Here is a 25660-nt window from a genome sequence, read left to right on the forward strand (position 1 = left end):
AGAAAATACCTTGGATGTTCTGGGATCAGGCGCGTTTGTCCAGCGTGGCGATGCCGAGGGTATCCAGCACTTTCGCTTCGATATCGGCCGCATTCAGGCCCGCTGTTGCATACATGTCCGCAGGGCTGGATTGGTCGATGAACGTATCGGGCAGAACCATCGAACGGAATTTCAGACCGGTGTCGAATGCGCCTTCGTCAGACAGAAGCTGAGCTACGTGGCTCCCGAAGCCGCCAACAGCGCCTTCTTCGATGGTGATCAGCACATCATGGTCGGCGGCCAGTTGCAGGATCATGTCGCGATCCAGCGGTTTGGCAAAACGCGCGTCTGCGATGGTCGGCGTGATGCCCTTGGCGCGCAGGGCTTCGGAGGCTTTTCTGACCTCGCCCAGACGGGTGCCGAAGGACAGGATGGCGACTTGCTTACCCGCTTGGACGATGCGGCCTTTGCCGATCTCAAGGATTTCCGGTTGGTCCGGCATGTCCACGCCTTCACCTTCGCCGCGCGGATAGCGGAAGGCGATGGGGCCGTCGTCATAGGCGGCGGCAGTGGCGACCATGTGTTTGAGTTCCGCCTCGTCGGCGGCGGCCATCACGACCATGCCGGGCAGGTTCGCCATATAGGCGATGTCAAAGCTGCCAGCGTGAGTCGCGCCATCTGCGCCCACTAGGCCAGCGCGGTCGATGGCAAAGCGGACGGGCAAACGCTGGATCGCCACATCGTGGACGACCTGATCATAGCCGCGCTGCAGGAAGGTCGAATACATCGCGCAGAAGGGGCGCATGCCACCGGCGGCCAGTGCGGCAGCAAACGTCACGCCATGTTGTTCAGCGATGCCTACGTCAAAAACGCGCGACGGATAGCGTTCGGCCATCAGGTTCAGGCCCGTGCCATCGGGCATCGCGGCGGTGACGGCGCAGATGCGGCTGTCGACGGCGGCCAGATCGGTCAGGGTTTCGCCAAACACCTTGGTGTAGCTGGGCGCGTTGGACGGCGCTTTTTTCTGGGTGCCTGTCAGGACATCGAACTTGGCCGTCGCGTGCCCCTTGTCGCTGCGGGCCTCGGCGGGGGCATAGCCTTTGCCTTTTTTGGTCAGGACGTGCAGCAGGATCGGCCCATGGGCGCGGTCCTTGATGGCGCGCAGCACGGGCAGCAGTTGATCCATGTCGTGGCCATCAATCGGGCCGATGTAGGAAAAGCCCAACGCCTCGAACATGGTACCGCCCATCGCCATGCCTTTCAGCATGTCCTTGGCGCGCTTGGCACCTTCGCGGAAGGGTTCTGGCAGGAAGGACACCGCGCCTTTGGCAGCATCTTTCAGGGTGTGGAACGGCTGTTGGGTGTACAGACCGCTGAGGTAGCTGGACAGCGCGCCGGTGGGCGGGGCGATCGACATTTCGTTATCGTTCAGAATAACGATCATGCGCTTTTTCAGATGACCCGCGTTGTTCATCGCCTCGTAGGCCATGCCCGCAGACATCGATCCGTCGCCGATAATCGCGATGGCGTCACCGTGGCCTGTGTCGCTGGCACCACCCAGATCGCGGGCAACAGCAAAGCCCAGCGCCGCCGAGATCGAGGTCGAACTGTGGGCCGCGCCGAAGGGATCAAAGGGGCTTTCGCTGCGTTTGGTGAAACCGGACAGACCATCCTTCTGGCGGATGGTGCGAATGCGGTCGCGGCGGCCCGTCAGGATTTTATGCGGGTAGGACTGGTGCGAGACGTCCCAGATGATCTTGTCGCGCGGCGCATCGAAAATCGCGTGAAGCGCGACGGTCAGTTCGACCACACCCAGACCCGCGCCAAGGTGACCGCCTGTTTCGGACACAGCCGAAATCGTTTCCGCGCGCAGTTCGTTGGCGACGCGCACCAATTCGGCATCTGACAGACCTTTCAGGTCGGCAGGTGTGTGTACGCGATCCAACAATGGTGTGGCAGGACGATCGGTCATTCGGTCACAGCCCCTTAAACTACAGGCGGGTGGCAGGCTTTAGGTCTGACGCGCGATAACGAAGCGGGCCGCGTCAATCAAGCCTTGGGCCTTATTACCATACGGAGATAGTGCTTCGCACGCCTGTTCCACCAGATTTTCTGCGCGGCTTTTTGCCCCGTCGAGGCCAAGAAGGGAGACAAACGTCGCCTTGCCGCGATCTGCGTCCTTGCCAACAGCCTTGCCCATGGCGGCCTCATCGCCGGTGACATCCAGAATGTCGTCGGCGATCTGAAAAGCCAGACCAAGTGCATCGGCATAGGCTGTCAGCGGCGCTGTGTCGGCCTGCGCAAGGCGTGCGCCGGCCTCGGCCGACCAACGGATCAGGGCACCGGTCTTGCCGTTTTGCAGCGCGATGATTTCATCCAGAGTCAGCGGCTGGTCGGCGGTTTCAGCGGCGATATCCAGCGCCTGGCCAAGAACCATACCCTGTGCGCCAGCGGCCCTGGCCAAGGTCAGCGCCAGATCGGAACGGACAGCAGGATCGGCGTGACATTCCGGCGACAGGACCAGTTCGAACCCAAGCGTTTGCAGGGCATCGCCCACCAGAACCGCCGTGCCTTCGTCCCATTTCTTATGCACTGTGGGCAGGCCACGACGCAGGTCGTCGTCATCCATGGACGGCAGATCGTCATGCACAAGGCTGTAGGCGTGGATTGCTTCAATCGCCAAGGCAGGCATCAGGGCGTTTTCGATGCCATGGATACGCGCGCTTTCCATCACCAGATAAGCGCGCAGGCGTTTTCCGCCATTGGTGGCATAGGCCATGCCTTGGATTACCGGCAGATCAGGGTAACGCGCAAACACCTCGGCAAAGCCCGCGTCAACGCGGGCAGCGGCGTCTTTCAGACCGTCCTTGAACATCGGCTGTTACAGCCCTTCGACAGGTGTTGTCCCTGTAGGCTGACCCGAGGCATCCAGCGTGATCGCAGCCACTTTTTCCTCGGCCTCTTTCAGCTTTTCCTCGCAGCGCTTTTTCAACGCAGCGCCGCGTTCATACAGCTTGATCGAATCTTCAAGAGGAACGTCGCCCCGCTCCAACTGGCCGACCACCTGCTCTAGTTCGCGCATGGCCTGTTCAAAGCTCAGGTCAGTCACAGGGGTTTCAGCAGTCATTGCGCGGCCTCCATCAATTCTTCGACATGTGCGCGGCCCGATGCCGCGAGCGCCTGAAGATCATAGCCGCCTTCCAAAGTCGAGACCACACGCCCATCACAATGTTCTGCCGCGATCTGGCACAATTCGCGGGTGATCCAGCGGAAATCATCCGTGGTCCATTCCAGTTGCGCCAAAGGATCGTCCTGATGCGCGTCAAAACCGGCGGAAATGATGATCAGTTGCGGGTCGTATTCACGCAGACGGGGGAAGACCTTACTTGTGTAAGTCTTACGCATCACCGCGCCGTCCGACGCAGGCGCCAGAGGGACGTTCATGATGTTGTTGTGCGCGCCGCGTTCCTTGGGCTCGCCCGTGCCGGGCCACAGCGGGGATTGATGGCTGGTGATCGCCAAAGCGCGTGCCTCGTTCCACAGCAGGTCTTGCGTGCCGTTGCCGTGGTGCACATCGAAATCTACGACCGCGACACGATCAAGGTTGTGGACATCCAGTGCGTGTTTTGCGGCCAGCGCTGCCGTGCCGAACAGACAGAAGCCCATCGGCGTCGAGGTTTCGGCGTGGTGGCCCGGCGGGCGTGTGGCGCAGAAGGCGTTTTTGACCTCGCCGCCCATGACCATATCCACGGCCTTCAACGCGGCCCCAACCCCACGCATCGCCGCATTAAAGGATCCCGGCGACAGCCATGTGTCGCCGTCCAACTGATCAAAACCTTCGGCAGGGACGCGACTGCGGATCATGTCGATATAATCCTGCGGATGGCAGCGCAGCAGATCATCATCACTCGCCATAGGGGCCGTCACACGGGTCAACTCCAGACCTTCGAGGGCATGCAAAAGATGCTCAAGCCGCGCGACCCGTTCGGGGTGGCCTTCGGGGGTGACGTGGGTCAGGCAATCAGCATGGGTCAAAAGCGCAGTCATGGCAGGTCCGTTCGATCAATCATTCGAACGATAGCAAAGGCCGAAGCAGGGGGATTGGCAACCCCTACCGTCGATCATGTAGACCTAGCGGAGCGTTGTCCGGATCAATCCGGCGCGAGCATGTAGCCTGCGCCACGGACGGTTTGCAGGTAGCGCGGTTGTTTAGGGTCGTCTTCGATCTTGCGGCGAAGGCGGGTGATCTGGACGTCCACGGCGCGTTCTTGGGATTGGCCACGGTCGCGGCCCAGTTCCTCAACCAGTTTGGTGCGGCTGAGCGGTTCGCCCGGCTGGGCCGAGAAGATGCGCATCAGCTGGCTTTCGGTGGCGGTCAGGCGGACAAGGTCTTCGCCGCGCCACATCTCGCCGCGTTCGGTGTCATAGCGGATGGGGCCGAGCGTCATCACCTTGGGTGCGGCCTCGGCCTGCGTGGCCTCGGGCATCCGGCGCAGAATCGCGTTGATGCGCAGCAGCAGTTCCTTGGGTTCGAACGGTTTGGCCAGATAATCGTCTGCGCCCGCCTCAAGCCCCTTGATCCGGTCTTCGGTTTCGGCGCGCGCCGTCAGCAGCATCACAGGGGTCGAACGGGTCTGACGGATGTGGTTGCACAGGGACACGCCGTCTTCACCGGGCATCATCACGTCCAACACGATCAGGTCGAAATCCAGACCGGACAGGATGCGTCGGGCATGGGCGGCGTCGCGTGCAGCGCTAACCAGAAAGCCGTTCCGCATCAGAAATTTCTGCAGCAGCCCGCGAATGCGTTCGTCATCGTCGACGATCAGAAGGTGCGCATCGGGATCGGTCATTAGCGGGTCTCGCGCATTTTGGTGTAGATGCGACGCATTTCAGGATCCATCATCGCCTCAAGCACCCGTTTAAATCCCTGAACAGCCTCGGGCCCTGCCTGACGATAGGCGGCGCGCATGCGAACGCGCTGCGCATTCGACAGCTCTTGTTCAAGCGCCTCTCCTTTTTCGGTCAGGTGCAAGTTCCTCTCCCGTTTATCGGACCGTCCCACGTTGCTCTGCACAAGACCGTCCTCGATCAGGGTTCGCAACACACGATTGAGAGATTGTTTTGTAACACCAAGAATGGCCAACAGATTATTGACCGTGGTGCCGGGATTGGCGTTGATGAAATGTAGCGCGCGGTGATGGGCGCGGCCATAGGAATAGTTTTGCAGGATTCGGTCGGGATCGGCAGTAAAGCCGCGATAGGCAAAGAACATCGCTTCAATGCCCTGACGCAGTTGGTCATCCGTCAAAAACAGCAGCGTTTCGCCACCCTGAGAGCCGGGAAGATCGGACTCGGACATCGGGATATCCCTTGTTTGCTTCGTTTTTCAGCATTTTAAGTCAGCCTTGTTGACATTCCAAGCACTGACTGGTAGCGAATCTCAGTTTTTCTGCAACTTTATGTCCGAAACGGACGTAGATTGCGCAACTTTCGAAAAAATCAGTCCGAGGAGAGATGAAATGGCTGGTGCATATGATGACCGCGACGGCAAAATCTGGATGGACGGCCAGTTTGTAGACTGGCGTTCCGCGAAGGTGCACGTGCTGACGCACGCGATGCATTACGCCAGCTCTGTCTTCGAAGGCGAACGCGCCTACAACGGTAAGATTTTCAAATCGCGCGAACATTCGGAACGTCTGCACTTTTCCGCAAACGCGCTGGATTTCTCGCTGCCCTATAGCGTTGACGAAATCGAAGCCGCCAAGGCCGCAGTTCTGAAAGAAAACGGTCTGACCGACGCCTACGTTCGTGCGTTTGCATGGCGTGGTGCCGGTTCCGATATGGGTGTCGCGTCCAAGAACAACCCCGTCCGCGTTGCAATCGCGGCGTGGGAGTGGGGCAACTACTATGGCGACGCCAAGATGAAAGGCGCCAAGCTGGACATCGCGAAATGGAAGCGCCCGTCGCCCGAAACGATCCCCAGCCACGCGAAGGCCGCCGGTCTTTACATGATCTGCACCATGTCCAAGCACGCGGCCGAGGCCAAAGGCTGTTCCGACGCGATGATGTTCGACTATCGCGGCTATGTGGCCGAAGCGACCGGCGCGAACATCTTCTTTGTCAAAGACGGTGAAGTGCACACGCCCAAGCCGGACTGCTTCCTGAACGGTCTGACACGTCAAACCGTCATCGGCATGCTGAAAGAACGCGGCATCACTGTTCACGAACGCCACATCATGCCGGAAGAGCTGGAAGGCTTTGAGCAGTGCTGGCTGACAGGCACCGCGGCCGAGGTTACTCCGGTTGGTCAGATCGGTGACTACACGTTCGAAGTTGGCGCACTGACGCGTGATATCTCGGACAGCTACGAAAAATTGGTTCGCCTTTAATCGGCGTCTAGCACGGGCCTGAAATCGGGCCCGTGCGCCACCGGAATACCCAGCGACTTGATCGCTTCGATATCCGCCAGATCGCGTTTATCAGCCCCTTTCCCGGGTTCACGGAAAATCACCTGCCTGATACGCCCCGGATGCCGTTTGGCCGCGTCCAGATAGACACGCGGATCGTGCTGGCCGGTATCCCCGATCAGAACAAATTCCAGTTCAGGATGCGCCGCGATCAGCGTGTCGATGGCTGATCCCTTGTGGTTGCCGTGGGTGCCCGAGATGAACTGTTTGTCGCTAAGGCCCAAGTCCCGCAGAAACATCGGCGCGCGTGGCAGGCCCGCGCGGGTAAAGATGCGCTGTAGAAAATGATGCAGGTTCCATGGGCTGGACGACACGAAATAGATGGGCGCCTTTTCATCGGCAAACCGCTGCATCAATTCAACCGCATCGGGGTAGATATGACGGCTCAGCGCGCTGCCGGTCAGCGACGTCCACAGGTTGCGGAAAATGGAATAGGCACCGGTTTCCATCACCGTGTCGTCAATGTCTGACACCACGGCATAAGGTGCATCTTTGGGCGGCAGGAAAACCGCCAGATCGGTGTCATCGCCATTTTCGGCACTGACGTGAACCGTCTGCCAACCCTCCCACGCAGGGTCACGCGGCAGGTGCAGGGTGAAGTATCCCTCTTCATCTGTGATGCCCGTGACCTCGCCCGCTGTGATGGTGACACCCGCGACCTCATCGGTCAGGAACAACGATACCATCTGGCGCAGGTTCGTGATCCAACTGGCGTCCAGCACGGGATTGGTGCGTTTCAGCTTTTTCAGAACCCGCCCGCGCAGAACGATGTGTTCAGGCGTGGCAAAGCCCAGATAGGGATCAATGACCACACTATCGGGGCGCTTTTTACGACGCATCCCGTCGAACAGGCGTTCAACGGGATGGAAGATTTTCGCAAGTATGGCCTTCATGGCGATCAGCTGGGCGACATGCCCCGCAGTCTTTCCGAACGACGGCGCAGCATTTCCACCGTTGCCAGCAAGCAGATCGAGATGCCGACAAGGATCGTCGCAGCCGCCAGAATGGTGGGCGAGATCTGTTCACGCAGACCGGTGAACATCTGCCACGGCAGCGTTTGCAGCTTAGCCGAACCGATGAAGATAACCACGACCACTTCGTCGAACGATGTGATGAAGGCAAACAGACCGCCCGAGATCACACCCGGCAGGATCAGTGGCATCTGCACGCGGAAGAACGTGGTGATCGGGCCTGCGCCCATATTCGCCGCCGCACGCGTCAGCGACCGGTCAAAGCCGACCAGCGTGGCTGTCACGGTGATAATGACGAACGGGATGCCCAGAACCGCGTGGGCCAGAATGACGCCCGGCAATGTACCGACAATGCCGATCTTCGAGTAGAAGAAATACATGCCCGTGGCCGAGATGATCAGCGGAACAATCATCGGTGAAATCAGGATCGCCATGATTGCACGACGGCCCGGAACGTGGCTCTGGCTTAGGCCGATGGCCGCCAGCGTGCCCAGCGACACCGACAGGATCGTCGCGATCGGCGCGATGATCAGCGAGTTCTTGACCGCATTCGTCCATTCGGGATTCGTCAGGAAGTCACGATAGTGCTTCAGCGAATAGCCCTCGGGGTCCAGACGCAGCATTTCCGGCGTGAAGGTAAAGAAGTCTTCAGCGTTGAACGACAGCGGCATGACCACGATGATCGGCGTGATCAGGAACACCAAAATGGCGCCAACGATCACACGGAAGGTGTAGTGCCACAGAACCTGACCACTGGTCAGATAGGGCGGCAGTGGTCCACGATAGCGACCGCGACCGATCCAGTAGATGAACCAGCCAAGGAACCAGCCGAACAGACCGGCAACGATCAAGCCGGACAGGCCCGCCACCAGAAAGCCGCCGACGGCGAACAGGATGATCGACGCCCAGCGCATTTCGCGTTCGCGCTGTTTCGGCATCACGTTCAAGGCCACATAGGCAAGAGCCGCGCAGATCAAGGCAACCAGCGGCACAGCCACGAAAGTCGTGCCTAGGCCTGCGTCGATGAAGAAGCCGAAGATGGCCCCCGCCAAAGCAAGTGTTGGCAGGGTCAGGCTTAGGGGTTTGTCATAGATAGGTGTCATTGGCTTACCCCAGCTTCACGTTATCGATGCCGACGATCTTGTCGTAGACGTAGTAGAGCAACAGAACCACACCCAAGAGGATCGTACCCAGCGCAGCCGCCAAGCCCCAGTTGAGCGAGGACGAGATGTGGTAGGCGATCCGGTTCGAGATGAACGTACCTGTCGTACCACCCACGATTTCCGGCGTGATGTAGTAACCGATGGCCAGAATGAACACGAGGATCGACCCCGCGCCGATGCCCGGCACAGACTGCGGGAAATACACCCGCCAGAAGGCTGTCCAGTTGGTCGCCCCAAGGCTTTTGGCGGCGCGCAGATAGGACGGCGGAATGGTCTGCATCACGGAATAAAGCGGCAGGATCATGAACGGCAGCAGGATGTGCGTCATGGCGATGATCGTACCCAGCTGGTTGTTGATCATCACAAGGCGCGATTCATCGGCGACCAGACCCATCCAGACCAACACATCGTTGATAACACCCTGTTGCTGCAACATGACCTTCCATGCGGATGTCCGCACCAGAAGCGATGTCCAGAAAGGCAGCAGAACAAGGATCATCAAAAGGTTCGCCGTACGCGACGGCAGGTTCGCCAGCAGCCACGCCACCGGATAGCCCAGCAGGATACAGCTGAAGGTGATGACCAGCGACATGAACATGGTGCGCTTGAACAGGGTGAAGTAGATCTGTTCGTCTTCATCACGCATCTGCGGGCCGTCGACGGTTTTCTGCATGTCGACGGCGTTCAGGAAATAGCCGTTGGTGTAGGCGGGCGAATACATCTGGATCGTGGTCCAGACCTCGCGGCTGCCCCAGTCTTCGTCGATTTCGATGAAGCCGTCTTTGAAGCCTACGGTTTCGAAACCCACGACAGCGGCGTCAGCGGTTTTCAGCATTTCGGCCTGCGGGCCTGTGTAGCTCGACACATCCGCCGCCATCAGGTCCTGATAAAGCGCGGTGTGGACAACGCCCCACGGCTCTTCTTTCAGCAGGCTCTTTTCGTCTTCGTTGATGGTGAACTTGGCAAACTCGCCATAGATCTCAGCGGTCTTGGGCAGAAGATCGGCGATACCCGGAGCGAGCTTGAACGCAGGCAGGCGATCACCTTTTTCCCAACCTTCCATCTTGGCCACCCAATCGGGCGCGCCCATCAGCTGGGCCCAAGGCTCGGCCTCGTCCCAGTTTTTGTCCAGATCATCAAACTGGTCGAAATAGACATCAGAAATGTCATCAACCTTGCGGCCAGACTGGCGCATAAGGGACGACATACCGGTCATTTCATAGTTCAGGCGCGTACCCAAACGGGTGTGCAGCTTACGCTCTTGCGCAAGGAAGAAGTCATAAAACAGCGCCTCGAACACCGGTTCATCCGGCGAGTCGCTGGCATCTGCGTCCCAATCGGCCAGCGCGTTGGTTGTGCGCGGCAGCGTTTCGGACACGATCTGGTTTTCGACCGACCGGAACAGCATGTCCGCGATCGGGGCTACGAAGCTGACCAGAACAAAGATCAACAACGGTGCGATCAGCAAGAGCGCGCGCAGTTTCTGACGACGCAGGGCACGAGCCAGTGATTTCTTCAGGGGGGTGCCGTCTGCGGCCAGCATCGGTCCGCTTTGGGCTGTCTCTGTTGGGGCGCTGGTGTCGCTCATCTTGGTCCCACCGTTTCGGTTTTTATTGGTTTGTTAGGTCACAAACTTTGTGTCGGAAGGGCCAGTATGGCCCTTCCGGAAGTCAAACCGGCTTATTGTGCCAGCCACGCCTGGAATTTGGCGTCGATGTCGTCGCGGTAGTCCGCCCAGAACTCGTAGTTATACAGGAATGTGTTCTTCGAGTTTTCGGGGTCTGTCGGCATGTGCGGCGCCATTTCGATGCCGAGTTCCGCGTGTGTGGAAACCAGCGGAGCCGAGGATGCGCGTGCCGGGCCGTACGAGATGTACTTGGCCTGATCCGCCAGACGCTGTGTGTCTGTCGCGAATTTCACGAAGTCTTTCGCACGTGCCAGACGGTCTTCGGGCAGACCTGCCGGAATGATCCAGCCGTCAAGGTCGAACACCTGAGCGTCCCACATCATGCCGATCGGCTGCTTCTGCTCTTCGATCGCTGCGAACAGACGACCGTTGTAGGTCGAACCGATGAAGACTTCGCCGTCAGCCAGAAGCTGCGGTGTGTCCGCGCCGGCGTTCCACCAGATGACGCTGTCTTTGATGGTGTCCAGCTTGGCCAGCGCCTGGTCTTGACCTTCGTCAGTTGCCAGCACGTCGTATACGTCTGCTTTTGCTACGCCGTCACAGAGCAGCGCCCATTCCATGTTGTTGATCGGACGCTTTTCCAGGGCGCGCTTGCCCGGGTATGTTTCCAGATCGAACACGTCACAGATCTGCGAAGGTGCTGCTGCGCCCTCGGGAACCATGTCTGTGCGGTAGCCGAATGTTGTGGAGTAAACGATCTGCGGGATGAAGCAGTCGGAAACCAGCAGGTCGCCGAAGTCGTCTTCTGCAGATGTGCCATCAGGTGCAGCTGCCAGATCTTCGTCCGGATCGATTTCCAGAGCCAGACCTTCGTCGCACAGACGGATCGCGTCTGCCGCAACAACGTCAACAACGTCCCATGTGACGTTGCCCGCTTCGTTCATCGCGCGCAGCTTCGCAACCGCTTCGGCCGAGCTTTCGTCCCAAGTGGATGTGACGCCTTCGTTCATTGCCAGATAGGGCTCGACATAAGCGTTCTGCTGGCTGGACTGGTAGGCACCACCCCAGGACACAAGCGTCATGCTGTCTGCCATGCCGTGGCCTGCCGCGTAGGCAGTTGCGCCAGCGGCAACCAGAGCTGTCGAAGCTAGAAGTGTCTTTGAGAGTTTCATTTCATTCTCCCTAGTACCCGTTTGAGATTTTGAGGGGTCTGCGCCACGGGTTTGACGCCGGACCCTCATCGTGACCCTTCGCGAACCGGTGGAACCGGTCGCGTCGGGATACCTGTTTATCTTAAATCGCGTCCAAGGCGCGGCAATCTTCCGGTAGCCAGCCGATCTCGATCTGCTGTCCGGGTTCCAAACGAACCTGATCCGGTGCGTTCCGCGTCTTGATGATAAAATCTTCGTTGCCAGCGACACGCAGACGCGTGCGGAAGATGTCGCCCATGTAGATGAATTCAAGCACTTCGGCCTTCAGAAGGTGTGCGCCTTCCTGCAGACGATCCTTGTTGAATTCGACACGTTCAGGACGGATCGACACGCGGGTGCGTTCGCCTTCCGCAGATACGTTCACCGGAAGGGCATCGATCAGTTCACCGTTATCCAGACGGACCTCGCAATGGTTGCCCGAGATTTTGGTGACAGTTCCTTCCAGCGTGTTGTTTTCACCGATGAACTGCGCAACAAAGCTGTTCTGCGGTTTTTCATACAACTCGTCCGGCGGGGCCAACTGCTGGATGCGGCCATCGTCAAACACGGCAACGCGGTCCGACATGGTCAGCGCTTCTGTCTGGTCGTGCGTCACGTAGACCACGGTGATGCCCAGTTCATGCGCAAGGTTGGTGATTTCGAACTGCAGTGTTTCGCGCAGCTGTTTGTCCAAAGCGCCCAGCGGTTCGTCCATCAGGACCAGTTCGGGTTCGAACACCAGCGCACGAGCCAGCGCGATCCGCTGCTGCTGACCACCAGACATTTGCGCAGGGCGACGGCCTCCAAAGGCCCCCATCTGCACCATATCCAGCGCGCGTTTGACCTTGGCCTCGCGTTCGGACTTGCCGATCTTGCGCACCTCAAGCGGGAAGCTGAGGTTTTCGGCAACGGTCATGTGCGGGAAAAGCGCGTAGTTCTGGAACACCATCCCGATGCCGCGTTTGTGCGGAGGAATGTTGTTGATCGATACGCCGTCCAGTTTGATTTCGCCGTATGTCGCGGTTTCAAAACCTGCCAGCATCATAAGACATGTCGTCTTACCGGACCCTGACGGCCCAAGCATTGTCAGAAACTCGCCCTTGGGCATCGAAAGGTTAAGATCTTTGACGACCAGATTCTCGCCGTCATAACTCTTTTGCACTCGTTCAAACGCAACGAATGCGTCGGTCTCAGCCGTATCCGCCAATCTCTTGGCTCCCTGTTTTTGTTTCGCGATTTATTCGCTCTATTGCCCAAGACTAAAGCGCGTGCCCGTCAGTGTTGCAACTATTTAGGCAAGAATTGCTGGATCATTGCGCAAACAAGGGAAATTCGAACAGAAAAGCGAAGCATCGCAGGTCAAAAACGACACTCAGCTACCAGAGGCGGCCACTTGTCCCGAGTCGGTTTTGACTGCTTTTTGATCAAAAACCACAAATGTAACCCAACCATGACGCGCATCATTCCGGAATCGAACCCCATAAAAGCGTGACGCCCCGCGAACGGAGCGCCATCTGGAGGAAAAAGATTCGGGGTGGGTTAACCCAGACCGCCCGGATACCAGCCACCGATTTTGACCTCGGCATCGGTGACCATTTCGGCAAACGCCTTGGGGTCCTGTGTGCCGCCATCACGACCACGGAAGTGGTAGGGGTAGACGACCTTGGGCTGGAAGGTGTTCACCGCGTCGGCAGCAGCGGTCGCATCCATCGTAAACGGCAGGTTCATACAGACAAATGCCATGTCGATATTTTTCAGCGCGCGCATTTCGGCCGTGTCTTCGGTATCGCCGGACACGTAGATGCGGAAACCGTCGAACGTCATGACATAGCCATTGTCGCGCCCTTGCGGGTGAAAGTTTTCGCGGCCTTCGGTGATGTTATACGCGGGGATCGCATCAAAAGTGACGCCTTCCCAATCCGTTGTCGCACCATTGGCAACGCTGGTTGCACGCGATTTCAGGTTCTCGGGCAGCATCTCATACACAGCCGGATTCACGATGATCGGCGTCGATTCAGATGAAATCGCCGTTAACGTATCGGGATTATAGTGATCGCCATGTTCATGGGTAATCACAATCAGATCGGGATCCGGCATGTCATCATAGAGCGACGGATCACCAACGGTATCGACGTAGATAACACCCTTGGGCGTTTCCAGAACGATAGACGCATGTTCGACCGGATGCACAACAAACATTCCTGCATCGGTTTCAAAGCTGTCAGCGCCATGCGCGGCAGCACGCACTGCGTGCGGCAAAACGATGGTTCCGGCAACAGCGGCAGTACTTGTAATAACAAAGTGACGACGAGAGAGGTTCATGGATACAATCCTTTGCTATAATTCTTGGACTAGGCACAGTTAGTGCAGGTCAGCGCAGAAGCAATCGCCGCAATTCGTGGTCTTTGTTTCGAAAACCGGTCATAATCTGACCAAAATCTAACTCTAGAGACAAAGAGACTGGTCAAATGGCCAGATAAGGTAGCAGCAGGGCCTAGCATGCTTGAGTTCGAGAACGTCAGTAAGTCCTTTTGGACGGGATCACACCACAAAGTGATCTTGGATCGCGCGACTTTCCGCGTCGATCTGGGCGAGTCTTTGGGCATTCTGGCGCCGAACGGTACGGGCAAAACCACGCTTGTGCGTATGATGTGCGGCCTGGAAAAACCCGACGAGGGCGAAATTCGCCGCAATTGCCGGATTTCCTTTCCTCTGGGATTCATGGGCGGTGTTGTGAACCGACTTTCTGCCCGCGAAAACGCCCGCTACATCGCACGGCTTTATGGTCTGGACCCTGATTACGTCGAAGCCTTCTGTCGCTGGCTTTGCGATCTGGGCGAATACTTTGACCAGCCTTTGGGCGTTTATTCGTCCGGTATGAAGGCGCGTTTCACCTTTGCGCTGCTCCTTGCGCTCGATTTCGACATGTATCTGGTGGATGAGGGCATGCCCAATTCGACAGACGTCGAGTTCAATAAAAAAGCAGGGGATCTGCTGGCGGACCGGTTGGAGAAATCCACACTGATCATCGTGTCACACCAGGCAGAAATCCTTGAAAAGTTTGTTAAAAAGGCAGCGGTCCTATCGGGCGGACACCTGCATATGTTCGATTCTCTAGAAGAGGCGAAGCAGTTATATGACTACGAAACCCAAAGCTAAGAAGTTCCGCATCCGGCGCAGCACGCCCGCGGATGCGGGTGAACCACAAGCTGCTACGCCGACGCCGACCACGGCGCCCCAAACGCCCCGCAGCTCTGCGGCCAGCGCGATTGATCAGGCGAATGTCGCATCGCCCACTCAGGTCGCATCGGAAAGCGCGATCGATGCGATCCGCGCCGAGGGTCTGACAGGCCGCCAGTTGCGCATGGCCCGCCGCGTGGCCCAACGCCACGGGCTGTCGCCCACATCGGATTTCGACGCCGTCCGCCTGCTGCGCGCCCAAGGCATCGATCCGTTCCAACAGGGCAACGCGCTTGAACTGGTGGTGGGTGATCCGAAAAAACCCGCCCAACCGGCCGCCGCCCCCGCCGATCAGCCGCAGGCACCGAAACGTACCAGCGTGGCCGGTGCCGCTGCAGCCGCCGTGGCCGCGAACCTGCAACATCAGCAACAGCAACCCGGCGCACAGCAGGCACAACAACCGCCGCAGGGTGCCGTCCAGTTGCCGCAAAGGATTGCCACTGAAAAGCAGATGCTGCCTTCGACCGATACGATGAGCCCGTCTGAGCGACGCGCCATTGAGATCATGAAGGTACAGAAGGACATCGCGAAACGCCGCCGTACCCGCTTGATGCTGCTGCTGACGCGTCTGGCGTTCTTCGTCATGCTGCCGACGATCATTGCAGGCTACTACTTCTATGCCGTCGCGACCCCGATGTATGCGACCAAGTCCGAATTCCTGATCTTGAAGAACGACTCGGCCGGTGGCGGCATGGGTGGTCTTCTGACAGGCACCCAGTTCGCCACAAACCAGGATGCGATTGCGGTGCAATCCTATCTGACCTCGAAGGACGCGATGCTGCGGCTGGATTCCGATCTTGGCTTCCGCAGCCACTTTGCCGATCCGTCCATCGATCCGATCCAGCGTCTGGAAGAGGATTCGTCGAACGAAGAGGCCTATAAGGTTTATAAAAAGCGCGTTCAGATCGGCTATGATCCGACAGAAGGCGTCGTGAAAATGGAGGTCGCCGCAGCCGACCCAGAAATCGCCGCCGAATTCAGCCGCGTGCTGATCAGCTACGCTGAAGAGCGTGTCGACAACCTGTCGCTGCGCAAACGATCCAACGCTGTGGTCGACGCAGAGGAAGGTCTGATCGAGGCCGAAGCCGCCCGTCGCGAAGCGCAGGAAAAACTGGTTCGCCTGCAAAACGAAGGCACCATCATCGACCCCGAAGCCAAGATCGGCGCGTTGCGTGGCCAGATCAACAACATCGAAATCCAGCTTCAGGAAAAAGAGCTTCAGTTGCAGGCCCTGCTGGACAACCAGCGCCCGAACCAAAGCCGTGTTGACGGTGCCCGCGGCGATATCCGTCGCCTTGAAGCGATGCTTCAGCAGCTGACGACCGAGATGACCACCGCGACTGAGGGCGAGGATTCTCTGGCCGAGATCGCTGTGCGCATCCAACTGGCGCAGGCCGACCTCGCGACCCGCGATATGATGTTGCAGGCGGCTCTGGAACGGCTGGAAACGGCCCGCGCCGATGCGACCAGTCAGGCACGTTACCTGACCACGTCGGTTGTGCCCGTCGCCTCAGAAGACCCCGCCTATCCGCGCAAATTCGAGAATACGATTTTGTCGTTCCTGATTTTCTCGGGTCTGTATCTGCTGTTCTCGCTGACAGCGTCGATCCTGCGGGAACAGGTGTCGTCCTAAGCTTTCGGGACAGGAAAAATACGGGTCGTGGCCTCAGATCGAGGCTGCGACCCGAAAGCTTTCAGGGATGGTGTCACGGCCTTCCAGCAGCAGATCGGCCATGACCTCGGACACTTTCGGTGCCATGCCAAAGCCGATCTTGAACCCGCCGTTCACAATGAAATGCCCGTCCCGATCCGGCCAAGCGCCCAGCATCGGAGCGCGCGACTTGGCGCGAGGCCGCACCCCTGCCCAACGTTCGATCGCGGGGGCATCGGCCAGTTCCGGCAAAGCAGCGATAGCGCGGTCGATCAGCGTATCACACTGATCGTCCGTCGCAGTCGGACTGTCGAATTCCCGTTCGCTGGTTGATCCGATGGCAACCGTTCCATCTGCGTGGGGCACGATGTGCAAGCCATCGACAAACAGCTGTGGCGCGTCCGGCGCGGCGTAGTCGAACAACACCGCCTGCCCTTTGATCCCCGCACCGACGTTTTTGCCGACCCAAGTGTTCAGGTCCAACAACCCCTGCCAGCCTGTCGCCCAGACGACCAGCCCTTCGTCGGGCGCGTCCGTCACGACCTCGCAGCCCTTAGCCTGCAAAGCCGCAACCAAAGCAGCGCAGGCACGGCGTGGGTGCATGCGGGCGGTCAGTGTGTCGTGGATCAATAGGCCGGACGGCGTGGCAGGCCGAAACGCACCTGCGGCGTCTGCTGGCTTTACCCCCCATTCCGCACGGCCTTTCCACAGGCTCTTGGCATTTTCGCCCCGCGCCCGCGCCAGACCTTCGGCGGCGTCATCTGCAACGGGCTGCAACCGTCCTGTCCGGCCATAGCCGGACGACACACCGCCTGCGGCCTCGACCGCGGCCCAAAAACCTTCGGCCATCAGCAGGCTTTCCAGTTGGAATTCCTTTTTGTCGTTCCAGTTTTCCGGCACGTGCGGGGCCAGCGCCCCCACGATCCCGCCGGACGATCCCGCCCCTGCGCCGAACGGATCAACCACGCGCACAGAGGCCCCGCGCATCACGCAGGCCCATGCCACCGACAGGCCGAAAATCCCTGCCCCGCGAACTGTGATGTCGATCCTTGCCATTCCCGTTTTTCCGTCGCAGTGTCCACCTGACCCAACTAAGGCTTTCAGGCATGGACGACCAGACTCCACTTGACTGGCGCGATGGACGCGTGCCGGTTTCGACCCGTTTTGATGACCCGTACTATTCGCTGGATAACGGTCTGGCGGAAACACAGTACGTGTTTCTGGCGGGCAACGGTCTGCCTGATCGGTTCAAGGATGGGTTCCTGATTGCCGAACTGGGGTTCGGCACGGGCCTGAACCTTTTGGCCGCGCTAAAGCTGTGGCGCGACAGCGGGCAAACCGGCCAGATGCGGTTCACGACCTTTGAGCTTTATCCCCTTTCCGCCGGCGACATGATCCGCGCGCAGGCCGAATTCCCCGAGGTCGCGGATATCGCCGCCGAACTGGCCCCGTTCTGGGAACAGGGCGCGACGGACATCGACCTGCCCGACCTGCAATTCCGGATGATCACAGGCGATGCGCGCCAGACGCTGCCGCATTGGACTGATCAGGCCGATGCGTGGTTTCTGGACGGCTTTGCGCCTGCGAAAAACCCCGAGCTGTGGGAACCCGATCTGATGGCCGAGGTTGGACAACACACCGCGCCAGATGGCACCGCTGCAACCTACTCTGCCGCAGGTGCCATCCGCCGCGCGCTTGAGGCGGGTGGATTTACCGTTGACCGCATTCCAGGATTTGGCCGCAAACGCCATATGACCGTCGCCCGAAAGGCCACCGCATGACACGCAACGACACACGCACCGGTATCTGGCTGATGGTCGTCACGACCTTCATTTTCGCCATGCAGGACGGCATCTCGCGCCACTTGGCCGAGGCCTATAACACCTACATGGTCATCATGATCCGTTACTGGTTCTTTGCGGCCTTCGTGATCGCCATCGCGCGACTTCAGGCCGGGTCGATCAAGAAAGCCGCCGCCACGACCCAGCCGCTGGTTCAGGGCTTCCGCGCTGCGATTCTTGCGCTTGAGGTGTTGGTGATGGTGCAGGGCTTTGTCTATCTGGGGCTGGTCGAAAGCCACGCGGTTTTCGCCTGTTACCCGCTGTTGATCGCCGCCCTGTCGGGCCCTGTTCTGGGCGAATATGTGGGCTGGCGCAGATGGGCCGCGATTGGCGTGGGCTTCATCGGGGTGATTATCATTCTGCAGCCCTCGGGCGGTGTGTTTTCACCCTACGCCGCGATTCCCCTGTTGGCGGCTTTCATGTTCGCGCTTTACGGCCTGTTGAACCGCTATGTGGCGCGTAAGGACAGCGCTGCGACCACGTTCTTCTGGACGGGCGTTGTTGGCGCGGTCGTCACCACCGCGATCGGCATCTGGCATTGGGAACCTATGAGCCAGACCGACTGGATGTGGATGGGCGTGTTGTGCCTGACCGCCTCTTTGGCGCATTGGACGCTGATCAAAGCCTATGAGGCCGCCGAGGCCAGCGCTGTTCAGCCCTTTGCGTTCCTCCAACTGGTCTTTGCCTCTGCACTGGGTGTGACTGTGTTTGGCGACACGATCCGCACGAATGTGGTTCTGGGCGCTGTCATCATTGTCAGCGCGGGCCTCTTCACCCTATGGCGAGCGCGGCAAAAGGGTTGATCCGACCAACTCTTTGGAAAACGGGATAGGCAGGGGATCACGGCCCAAGCGTGCTCGGTAGATCGGCAGGCTTTCGGCAACCCGCATCACATAGTTGCGGGTTTCGTCGAACGGGATGGTTTCGATCCAGTCGATCACGTCGATCTGGCCCTTGCGCGGATCGCCATATAGCTCCATCCAGCGTTCTGGCCGCGATGGGCCAGCATTATAGCCCGCCGACATCATCACGACGTTGCCGTTAAAATCCTCGGCCAGTTTTGCCAGATAAGCAGAGCCCAGTTCCGCATTATATTCCGGATCACTGGTCAGTCTGGACAGTTCATAATCCTTGCCCAACCAGCCCGAAACAGCCTCGGCTGTGCGAGGCATCAACTGCATCAATCCACGTGCGCCGGCGTGCGAGATGACCTTTGGGTCAAATTCGGATTCCCGCCGCGCGATGGCCAACACCATTTCGGTCGGGATCGGGAAACTCCGGTCAATCAGCGGATGCAGCGCATAGTACGAGGCATGCATTTCCATCCCCACCTGCGCGGCGCGTTTGCCCAGCATGACCTGGACATGGGGTCGGTCGAAATCCGCCAGCATCCGGCCCATTTGCCCGATCTGAGTGCGATCCAGAGACTCGGCCAGATGCGTCAGAAAGCGTTCGCCAAGGTCCAGTTCGTCCGACGCCAACAGTAGAACCGCCGCCTGATAGACCGAGGACTTCAACCATTCCGCATCTTTCCAATCGGGGAACTCCTCATTTCCCGCCAAACGCGGATCAACATCCATCCCCGCCTTTTCCGCAGCAAGCAGTCCGTAGAACGATGTCTGATACGCGCCACCGAATTCATACGCCTGCTGCGCGGCCTGTACGTTGCCAGCGGCCTCTTCCGCGCGACCGATCCAATACCCCGCTCGGCCCAGTGAAATCGGCGTGTCCACGGCCAACAACTGGTTGCGGAAATGCTCGACCGCCTTTTTCGGCTCTTTCAGGAACCGCAGAGCAATATAGCCCGACAGCCACTCCAATTCAGCGAAATCCGACCCCTCTGTCAGGAAATGGGTCGAGGCGATTTTGTACGCCTCTTGATAGCGCCCGTCGCGCATCGCCTCACGCGTCAGATCGCGGCGCGGGTTGCCCCACGCCCAAGGCTCTTTCAGGCTTTCGGCGGATGTGGACCGTTCCAGCAGCAACTCCACCGCATCCGCTGTACGACGCTTTGCCAAACGCCACGCAAACCGATCACGCGCCAACCCTGCATCATTCTGCAAGGCCGCGGGAACGGCCTCGATAAAACTGTCCACCCCTGCCGCCTCGGATTGCAGGGCAAGCCGCGCCTCGGCCAAGGCCCGTTCACCGTCAGAGACCAAAGGCAACATGGCCCGCGCGTTGGATGACCAGCGTTTCCAAAGCGCCATATCCAGACGCGCCGCGTGGTGCGGTTTCAGCAATGCACCGTGATCCGCCAAAAACGCCGCGTGTTCGTCCGACGACAGCGCCAAAGTCCGCCACGCCAGAACGATCTCGGCCTCAGCCTCGCCCCCACGCCCCGCGGCCTGCAACGCCCGCGCATAGCTGAGCGCGCCTGTTCCTGTCTGCGGGCCTTGTTCGGCAAAAAACGCGCGCACCGCATCATGTGATGCCTCGACAATCGCCGCTTCGCTTTTCTCACGCAGATAAGGCATGCCGGGCCAATCAGGATTACGCGTCACAAAATCGATCAACTGCCGCGCATCGCCGTGACCTGCGCGCAGCCAATGCCATAGAATCAGATCAAGCCCGACCTGCCCGTCGCCCCGCGCGGTGATCATGGCTGCGGTCCAGTTGCCGTCGCGCATTTCGTCCATTGCGGTCGCAAGCGGCCTGTCCTGAGCTGCAGTCCCGAATGGCAAGGCAAACAGCACACAGCAGAGGGCGATCTTGGCAAAGACGCGATACATGATCTTGCATTTTCCCGTTTGAAACACGATAGACACGCGTTGGAACATATCCTTTGCGCCAGCCGATACAAATCAACTCGGCGGGATTATGCAAAGAGCCACCACGAACGTGTGAAAATGAAAGGAGCGTGTCATGTTCAAAGGGTCAATGCCTGCACTGGTCACGCCGTTTAAAGACGGCGCAGTGGATTTTGACACGCTTAAACGTCTGGTTGACTGGCACGTCGATCAGGGCTCGCACGGTCTGGTGCCGGTGGGGACAACGGGCGAAAGCCCCACGCTGACCCACTCCGAACACGAAGCCGTCGTAGATACCGTGGTCAAAGCCGCCGCTGGGCGCATCCCTGTCATCGCAGGCGCGGGCTCGAACAACACAGCCGAAGCGCTGCGTTTTGTGCACCACGCGCAGAACGTCGGTGCAGACGGCGCGCTGGTCGTGACACCCTACTACAACAAGCCGACGCAAGCGGGCCTGTACGAACACTTCCGCATGCTTCATGACGAAAGCAATATTCCGATCATCATCTACAACATTCCGGGTCGCTCGGCTGTGGATATGACACCGGAAACCATGGGCAAACTGGCCCAGCTGCCGCGTATCGCAGGCGTCAAGGATGCCACCGGCGATCTGGCCCGTGTCTGCGCCCAGCGCATCACCTGCGGACTGGACTTCATTCAGGTCTCTGGCGAAGACGCCACGGCACACGGCTTCAACGCCCAAGGCGGCACAGGCTGCATCTCGGTCACCGCAAACGTGGCCCCTGCGCTCTGCTCGCAGATGCAAGAGGCCTGCCTTGCGGGCGACTACGCCACAGCGCTCAAACTGCAAGACCGTCTGATGCCGCTGCATCAGGCCATCTTCACCGAACCGGGTGTCAGCGGCGCGAAATACGCCATGAGCCTCTTGGATCTTTGCGAAGACAGCGTGCGCCTGCCACTGATGCCGCTGACCGATCCGACAAAGGACAAAATCCAAGCCGCCCTGCGCCACGCAGGCCTGCTGAACTAAAACAAAACGGCCCGCGGATCACCCCGGGCCATTTTTCGTTTAAAGCTTTCATCTGTCCTTAAATACTCCGGGGGTCTGGGGGCTTGCCCCCAGCCTGTTGTCTCGCGAAGCGAGGCGAAATCATTCCCTGTGATAGGGGGAGCCCGCCAGAATGGAGGCCGCACGGTACAGCTGTTCGCTGAGCATCACGCGGGCCAGCATGTGCGGCCAGACCATTTTGCCAAAGCTGAGTGACATGCGTGCCTCGGCCCTGAGCGACGGATCAATCCCGTCTGCCCCGCCGATGACAAAGGCCATGTCTTGCGTGCCCTGATCGCGGAACTGGCCAAGGCGTTGGGCAAACTCGGGCGAGGTCATCACTTCGCCCCTCTCGTCCATACAGCAGAGCGTGGCGCCCTTGGGGATCGCGCGGCGCAGCAGATCGGCTTCGGCAGACATGCCGCCGCCTTTCTTATCCTCGACCTCAATAATCTTTGCCGGACCAAGGCCAAGCGCCCGTCCGGTTTTGTCAAAGCGTGTCAAGTAGTCGTCGATCAGGGTGCGTTCCGGACCGGCCCGTAGCCGGCCCACGACGCATAGGCTTACGCGCATATCACTGCCTCGTTCAGCCTGTCAGGCTTATTGTTCTGTCGGCTTGCCGGTTGCGCCTGCGGGCAGCCACATCTTCTCAAGCTGATAGAATTCGCGCACTTCGGGGCGGAACACGTGAACAATCACGTCGCCAGTGTCGATCAGAACCCAGTCGCCTGTTTCCTTGCCTTCCATCTTGGACAGAACGCCAAAGTCGGCTTTCAGGTCTTCTGTGACCTTTTCCGCCAAGGCAGCTACCTGACGGGACGAGCGGCCCGAGCAGATTACCATGTAATCGCCCATGGCTGTTTTGCCGCGCAGGTCAATCTGCACGATCTCTTCCGCCTTGTTGTCATTCAGGGACTCAAGAACCGAGGCAAGGATTGCTTCGCTTGTCAGTTCAGGATGGGTGGCGCCCGTCATCGGGTGACCCGCGTCTGCGGCATTGGCCGCATTTGTGTCGAGTGACAGGACATTGTCCTCCTATAGTCAACACGCCGACCAGTATGGCCCCGGCGCTGGGCCTTACTGCAAAGATAACATCGGATTCGCAAAATCTCAATGACCGGAGGTGTTGGCGCGGCGTTACGCGCCATAGGGAACCCAAACGGTTTTGACCTCGGTCGCTTCTTCAAGGAAGTTGCGGCTTTGGCCATCGGGTCCGAACCAGTCGCGGCCGTGGCCGTGGTTGACCCATGTGCGCTTCAGGTTGCCAGCGGCGCGGCGTTCGATATCGCCCGCCAGGGCCGCAGCACCAAAGGACCAGAGCGCATCGACATCGGCGTGATCCGCCAGTGTCGCAGCCAGTTCTGCATGGGGCCCTGTGATCAGGTTCACGGCGCCTGCGGGCACGTCAGAGGTTTCAAGGATCTGCGTCAGGTCCTGCGTGATCAGCGGGTAAGCTTCGGACGCGACGATGACCGTGCGGTTGCCCATGGCGATGGCGGGGGCCATGACAGACACAAGACCCAGCAGCGGGAATTCGTTGGGGGCAATCGCACCGATCACGCCCACCGGTTCGCGCAGGGCCATAGCTAGGCCGCGCATCGGAACGGCGCGGGCGTCGCCTGCGAATTTGTCGGACCATGCGGCGTAGTGGAACAGGCGGTTTACGGCGACTTCGACCTCATCCGCGCCGGTATCCTGTCCGGTCATGCGGTCAATCGTTTTGGCCAGTTCGCCTGCGCGGGCAGATAGGTTTTCAGCAAGGAAATAGATCACCTGCGCGCGGTTGTGCGCGGTGGCCGCTGACCAGCCCTTGGCACCGCGTGCCGCCTCGACCGCGTTGCGGATGTCTTTGCGGTTGCCGATGGGCGATTGGCCGATCAGCGCGCCGGACGCGTCATAGATATTGCGGGCATAGCCCCCGTCGGGCCGCGCCTGTTTGCCGCCGATATAATGCTTGGCGGTACGGTCCACCGGCTGCGGTTCGGCGCTGTCGCCTTCGAAGGCTGCGATTTCCGTGACCAGCGGGCCTTTTTCGGCGGGCTTGGAGTAGGCCCGGAGCCCCTCGGGCCCACCTTCGCGGCCAAAGCCGGATTCGCGGATGCCGCCAAAGGGCGCTGCTGCGTCGAACATATTGGTGCCGTTCACCCAGACCACCCCTGCGGCCAGTCTCGGCGCAACGTCCAGCGCGACGTTGATGTTTTCAGACCAGACCGTCGCGGCAAGGCCATAGCGCGTGTTGTTCGCGATCTCGATCGCCTCGGACGGGGTGCGGAAGGTCGTGGCGACCAGAACGGGGCCAAAGATTTCTTCCTGCATCAGCGGATCGGCATTCGACAGATCGGTGATCAGCGTGGGGGCATAGTAGCAGCCCTCGGGCACGCCAGCGGTCTGGTGCATATCGCCGCCGCTGGCCTCGACCATCGCGCGGATGCGGGCCAGTTGTTCGGGGTGCACGATGGCACCCACATCGATGGATTTGTCCAGCGGGTTGCCCACGCGCAGCTTGTCCATGCGGGCGCGCAGTTTGGCGTAAAACCGATCCGCGATGCCTTCCTGCACCAACAGGCGCGACCCTGCGCAACAAACCTGACCGCCGTTGAACCAGATCGCATCGACCAGCCCTTCGACGGCGCTGTCCAGATCGGCGTCTTCGAACACGATGTAGGGGGATTTCCCACCCAGTTCGAGCGTCAGGGATTTGCCGCTGCCTGCGGTGGCCTGACGGATTTTACGCCCCACTTCGGTCGAGCCGGTAAAGGCGATTTTGTCGACGTCGGCGGTGACAATCATCTCGCCCACAGCACCGTCACCAGTGACGATGTTTACAACACCCTTGGGCAGACCCGCCTGACGGCAGATATCAGCAAACAGCAGCGCTGTCAGCGATGTCCACTCGGCAGGTTTCAGAACCACTGTGTTGCCCATCGCCAGCGCAGGCGCGACCTTCCACGCCAGCATCAGCAGGGGGAAGTTCCACGGGATGATCTGGCCGCAGACGCCTTGTGCCACGCGGCCTTGCGCCTGTGTTTCTTCCAGCTGGGCGCAGCCCGCGTGATAATAGAAATGACGATGCGCCAGCGCGATATCCACGTCCCGCGCCTCGCGGATCGGTTTGCCGTTATCCAGCGTCTCCAGCACCGCAAACAGGCGGGAATGCTTTTGCAGCAAACGGGCCAGCGCATAAAGGAACCGCGCGCGGGCAGGGCCGCCGATGGCTTCCCATTCCGGCTGTGCCGCGCGTGCGGCTGCGACGGCAGCGGCCACGTCGTCAGCGGTTGCCTGTGTGATGTCTGCCAGCACCTCGCCCGTGGCGGGGTTGGTGGTTTCGAACGTGTCGCCCGGAGCCGTGAATTCACCGTCGATAAACAGGCCAAACCGCGCACCCTGATCCGTAATCCAAGCCAACGCATCGCCCGCGCTTTCAGGGGCGCTGCCGTAGTCCATGTTTTCGAAAATATCTTTGACGGTCATAGGAACTGCTTTCTCAGGACGAGGAAGATAACAAAAGCCAGCCACAGTCCGGCAAGGCCCCAAAGGCCCTTCTGGATTTGGCCGCTACGGCGATGAAGGCGCAGATAGCCCGCCAGTTCAGGCGGCGCGCTGTCTTGTGATGGTGGCAGGTAATCCGGCTCTGGCCCCAGCAAGCGGCGGCTGGCTGTCGGCAGGTCGCGCACGGCACGGCGTAGACGATTGCGCCGCCACGATTTCGCGCCCAGCCAGATGGCAAAGAAGATGCCGAACAGAAGGATGTAGGGGTTATTCTGCATCC

The 25660-nt window shown here is 59.6% G+C and carries 24 protein-coding genes; 6 read left to right on the forward strand and 18 right to left on the reverse strand.

Annotation, left to right across the window (positions count from 1 at the left end; genetic code table 11):
• Window positions 1-25 precede the first annotated feature (25 nt).
• The 6 genes from dxs to C4S59_RS10715 form a co-directional block, all read right to left on the reverse strand.
• On the reverse strand, window positions 26-1951 hold the full coding sequence (gene dxs / locus C4S59_RS10690) for a 1-deoxy-D-xylulose-5-phosphate synthase (protein ID WP_103910499.1): 1926 nt from the start codon (window positions 1949-1951) through the stop codon (window positions 26-28).
• A 39-nt stretch (window positions 1952-1990) separates the two neighbouring features.
• Complete coding sequence (locus C4S59_RS10695; RefSeq protein ID WP_103910500.1) at window positions 1991-2854, reverse strand: polyprenyl synthetase family protein; 864 nt, start codon at window positions 2852-2854, stop codon at window positions 1991-1993.
• A gap of 6 nt (window positions 2855-2860) precedes the next feature.
• Complete coding sequence (locus C4S59_RS10700) at window positions 2861-3106, reverse strand: exodeoxyribonuclease VII small subunit (protein WP_103910501.1); 246 nt, start codon at window positions 3104-3106, stop codon at window positions 2861-2863.
• Window positions 3103-4026: a histone deacetylase family protein gene (locus tag C4S59_RS10705; RefSeq protein ID WP_103910502.1), complete on the reverse strand. Its 924-nt coding sequence runs from the start codon at window positions 4024-4026 to the stop codon at window positions 3103-3105. Before C4S59_RS10705 ends, C4S59_RS10700 begins: the two co-directional genes overlap by 4 nt.
• Window positions 4027-4130: 104 nt before the next feature.
• Window positions 4131-4832: a response regulator gene (locus tag C4S59_RS10710; protein ID WP_103910503.1), complete on the reverse strand. Its 702-nt coding sequence runs from the start codon at window positions 4830-4832 to the stop codon at window positions 4131-4133.
• Window positions 4832-5341 (reverse strand): MarR family winged helix-turn-helix transcriptional regulator, encoded by a 510-nt coding sequence (locus C4S59_RS10715; RefSeq protein WP_103910504.1) that lies wholly within the window; start codon window positions 5339-5341, stop codon window positions 4832-4834. Before C4S59_RS10715 ends, C4S59_RS10710 begins: the two co-directional genes overlap by 1 nt.
• 160 nt (window positions 5342-5501) lie before the next feature.
• On the opposite strand from C4S59_RS10715, the gene C4S59_RS10720 reads away from it, so the two are divergent.
• Window positions 5502-6371, forward strand: a complete 870-nt coding sequence (locus C4S59_RS10720; RefSeq protein WP_103910505.1) for a branched-chain amino acid aminotransferase — start codon at window positions 5502-5504, stop codon at window positions 6369-6371.
• On the opposite strand, the gene C4S59_RS10725 is transcribed toward C4S59_RS10720, so the two are convergent.
• From C4S59_RS10725 to C4S59_RS10750, 6 genes are all read right to left on the reverse strand, one after another.
• Window positions 6368-7342, reverse strand: coding sequence for an App1 family protein (locus C4S59_RS10725; protein ID WP_103910506.1), 975 nt, complete (start codon window positions 7340-7342; stop codon window positions 6368-6370). The two genes, C4S59_RS10720 and C4S59_RS10725, sit on opposite strands and share 4 nt — an antisense overlap.
• Window positions 7343-7347: 5 nt before the next feature.
• Window positions 7348-8523, reverse strand: a complete 1176-nt coding sequence (locus C4S59_RS10730) for an ABC transporter permease (RefSeq protein ID WP_103910507.1) — start codon at window positions 8521-8523, stop codon at window positions 7348-7350.
• 4 nt (window positions 8524-8527) lie between these two features.
• Window positions 8528-10171 (reverse strand): ABC transporter permease, encoded by a 1644-nt coding sequence (locus tag C4S59_RS10735; protein ID WP_103910508.1) that lies wholly within the window; start codon window positions 10169-10171, stop codon window positions 8528-8530.
• A 92-nt stretch (window positions 10172-10263) separates the two neighbouring features.
• The gene (locus C4S59_RS10740; RefSeq protein WP_103910509.1) at window positions 10264-11382 is read right to left on the reverse strand and encodes an extracellular solute-binding protein; all 1119 of its coding nucleotides are present in this window, start codon (window positions 11380-11382) and stop codon (window positions 10264-10266) included.
• 121 nt (window positions 11383-11503) lie between these two features.
• A complete protein-coding gene (locus C4S59_RS10745) occupies window positions 11504-12607 on the reverse strand; it encodes an ABC transporter ATP-binding protein (protein ID WP_103910510.1) in 1104 nt (367 codons plus the stop codon).
• Window positions 12608-12939: 332 nt separating this feature from the next.
• The gene (locus tag C4S59_RS10750; protein WP_103910511.1) at window positions 12940-13722 is read right to left on the reverse strand and encodes an MBL fold metallo-hydrolase; all 783 of its coding nucleotides are present in this window, start codon (window positions 13720-13722) and stop codon (window positions 12940-12942) included.
• A 177-nt stretch (window positions 13723-13899) separates the two neighbouring features.
• Between C4S59_RS10750 and C4S59_RS10755 the strand changes: the two genes are divergently transcribed.
• Entirely contained in the window at window positions 13900-14559 is a 660-nt protein-coding gene (locus C4S59_RS10755; RefSeq protein ID WP_103910512.1) for an ABC transporter ATP-binding protein, read from the forward strand.
• Window positions 14537-16273: a capsule biosynthesis protein gene (locus tag C4S59_RS10760; protein WP_103910513.1), complete on the forward strand. Its 1737-nt coding sequence runs from the start codon at window positions 14537-14539 to the stop codon at window positions 16271-16273. Before C4S59_RS10755 ends, C4S59_RS10760 begins: the two co-directional genes overlap by 23 nt.
• Before the next feature lie 33 nt (window positions 16274-16306).
• On the opposite strand, the gene C4S59_RS10765 is transcribed toward C4S59_RS10760, so the two are convergent.
• The gene (locus tag C4S59_RS10765) at window positions 16307-17347 is read right to left on the reverse strand and encodes an NAD(P)/FAD-dependent oxidoreductase (RefSeq protein ID WP_103910514.1); all 1041 of its coding nucleotides are present in this window, start codon (window positions 17345-17347) and stop codon (window positions 16307-16309) included.
• A 50-nt stretch (window positions 17348-17397) separates the two neighbouring features.
• Between C4S59_RS10765 and mnmD the strand changes: the two genes are divergently transcribed.
• Window positions 17398-18072: a tRNA (5-methylaminomethyl-2-thiouridine)(34)-methyltransferase MnmD gene (gene mnmD / locus C4S59_RS10770; RefSeq protein WP_103910515.1), complete on the forward strand. Its 675-nt coding sequence runs from the start codon at window positions 17398-17400 to the stop codon at window positions 18070-18072.
• Window positions 18069-18935 carry a DMT family transporter gene (locus C4S59_RS10775; protein WP_103910516.1) on the forward strand — a complete coding sequence of 289 codons (867 nt, stop codon included), beginning with the start codon at window positions 18069-18071 and terminating at the stop codon, window positions 18933-18935. The genes mnmD and C4S59_RS10775 overlap by 4 nt, the downstream gene beginning before the upstream one ends.
• On the opposite strand, the gene C4S59_RS10780 is transcribed toward C4S59_RS10775, so the two are convergent.
• Window positions 18909-20864 (reverse strand): lytic transglycosylase domain-containing protein, encoded by a 1956-nt coding sequence (locus C4S59_RS10780; RefSeq protein ID WP_103910833.1) that lies wholly within the window; start codon window positions 20862-20864, stop codon window positions 18909-18911. The genes C4S59_RS10775 and C4S59_RS10780 overlap by 27 nt on opposite strands.
• Window positions 20865-20997: 133 nt before the next feature.
• Here C4S59_RS10780 and dapA point away from each other — a divergent pair, with 133 nt between their 5' ends.
• Window positions 20998-21873, forward strand: coding sequence for a 4-hydroxy-tetrahydrodipicolinate synthase (gene dapA, locus C4S59_RS10785; RefSeq protein WP_103910517.1), 876 nt, complete (start codon window positions 20998-21000; stop codon window positions 21871-21873).
• Between the two features lie 120 nt (window positions 21874-21993).
• Here dapA and rlmH read toward each other — a convergent pair whose 3' ends face one another.
• From rlmH to C4S59_RS10805, 4 genes are all read right to left on the reverse strand, one after another.
• Entirely contained in the window at window positions 21994-22464 is a 471-nt protein-coding gene (gene rlmH, locus C4S59_RS10790; protein WP_103910518.1) for a 23S rRNA (pseudouridine(1915)-N(3))-methyltransferase RlmH, read from the reverse strand.
• Window positions 22465-22491: 27 nt separating this feature from the next.
• Window positions 22492-22866: a ribosome silencing factor gene (gene rsfS / locus C4S59_RS10795; RefSeq protein ID WP_103910519.1), complete on the reverse strand. Its 375-nt coding sequence runs from the start codon at window positions 22864-22866 to the stop codon at window positions 22492-22494.
• Window positions 22867-23028: 162 nt separating this feature from the next.
• A complete protein-coding gene (locus tag C4S59_RS10800) occupies window positions 23029-25362 on the reverse strand; it encodes an aldehyde dehydrogenase family protein (protein ID WP_103910520.1) in 2334 nt (777 codons plus the stop codon).
• The gene (locus C4S59_RS10805; RefSeq protein WP_103910521.1) at window positions 25359-25658 is read right to left on the reverse strand and encodes a hypothetical protein; all 300 of its coding nucleotides are present in this window, start codon (window positions 25656-25658) and stop codon (window positions 25359-25361) included. Before C4S59_RS10805 ends, C4S59_RS10800 begins: the two co-directional genes overlap by 4 nt.
• Window positions 25659-25660 lie beyond the last annotated feature (2 nt).

It is taken from the genome of Thalassococcus halodurans (assembly GCF_900108225.1).
Taxonomy (GTDB): Bacteria; Pseudomonadota; Alphaproteobacteria; order Rhodobacterales; family Rhodobacteraceae; genus Thalassococcus; species Thalassococcus halodurans.